We start from the raw sequence: 962 nt of genomic DNA on the forward strand, positions 1-962 counted from the left end.
TGAATACAATAACACGGATAATATAAGCGAAGCCGGCATTGCAGATGAGCGTGGGTTCTATTATCAAATGTTTGGTTTGATTCCCGTATTGACTAAATATCAGGGTATTTATCCACCTTTAAAATATAGGATTGAAAATCGGAAAGCAACGATTGATGCAAGTAGTGGCGTTTTATTTATTTGTTTTATTGGACAGTATGTGTGGGGACTACCGCATGAATTATATGTGGTTGACCCATTGGCATTATCAGAGCCGTTTTTATCGCGTCTGCCGGCTAAAAATGGTGCCAGGGTAGGCCATTACGAGCGCGCCTTCCCTGAAGGGTTTGTGGAAAGCAAACGCACCGGACAGAACCGTTTGGCCAATCCCACCTTGAAAGCCTTATATGCGGATGTGGAATTGGCCACACGCGGCGATCTTTGGTCGGCGGAACGCTGGGCGGCGATATGGCGGCTGAACAGCGGGCATTATAAAAATCTGGCGCAATATTTTGACCGTAATGATGTTGGCGCGGATTTTCATCCGGCAGATGAAATTAATCTTTCCTCTATGCATACTTGTATGGGAGCGACGGGTACTGCCAGTGTTATTTTAGTTGATAAGATCAAGCCATAAATAACTATAATCATCTGCTTCTAAAATGGAGTTAAGTTATCATTAATTAACTTAATTGATAGGCTATATGCGGTTTTTATGGAACAAGCACACATTTCAACAGATATAGGATGGTTTGATGGATACCCAGCAACAGAAGGCGAAATTATCACCGAAATATATATTCCCCCTCATATTGTTTGCCCTAAGCATTTCCTTCATCAACACCGCCTGGGTGGCGGAAGACGCCTTCATCACCTTCCGCGCCGTCGATAACCTGCTGGCCGGACACGGCCCCGTATGGAATATCGGCGAACGCGTACAAGTCTATACCCACCCGTTATGGTATTTACTGTTAAGCATCGGT

At 44.5% G+C, this 962-nt stretch carries 2 protein-coding genes; both read left to right on the plus strand.

Features of this window, described 5'->3' with window-relative positions; genetic code table 11:
* A partial coding sequence (locus tag HMPREF9098_RS08265) for a hypothetical protein (RefSeq protein ID WP_003783821.1) occupies window positions 1–616 on the plus strand: 616 nt, incomplete at its 5' end.
* Between the two features lie 118 nt (window positions 617–734).
* A partial coding sequence (locus HMPREF9098_RS11970) for a hypothetical protein (protein WP_003783818.1) occupies window positions 735–962 on the plus strand: 228 nt, incomplete at its 3' end.

It is taken from the genome of Kingella denitrificans ATCC 33394, assembly GCF_000190695.1.
In the GTDB taxonomy this organism is placed as follows: domain Bacteria; phylum Pseudomonadota; class Gammaproteobacteria; order Burkholderiales; family Neisseriaceae; genus Kingella_A; species Kingella_A denitrificans.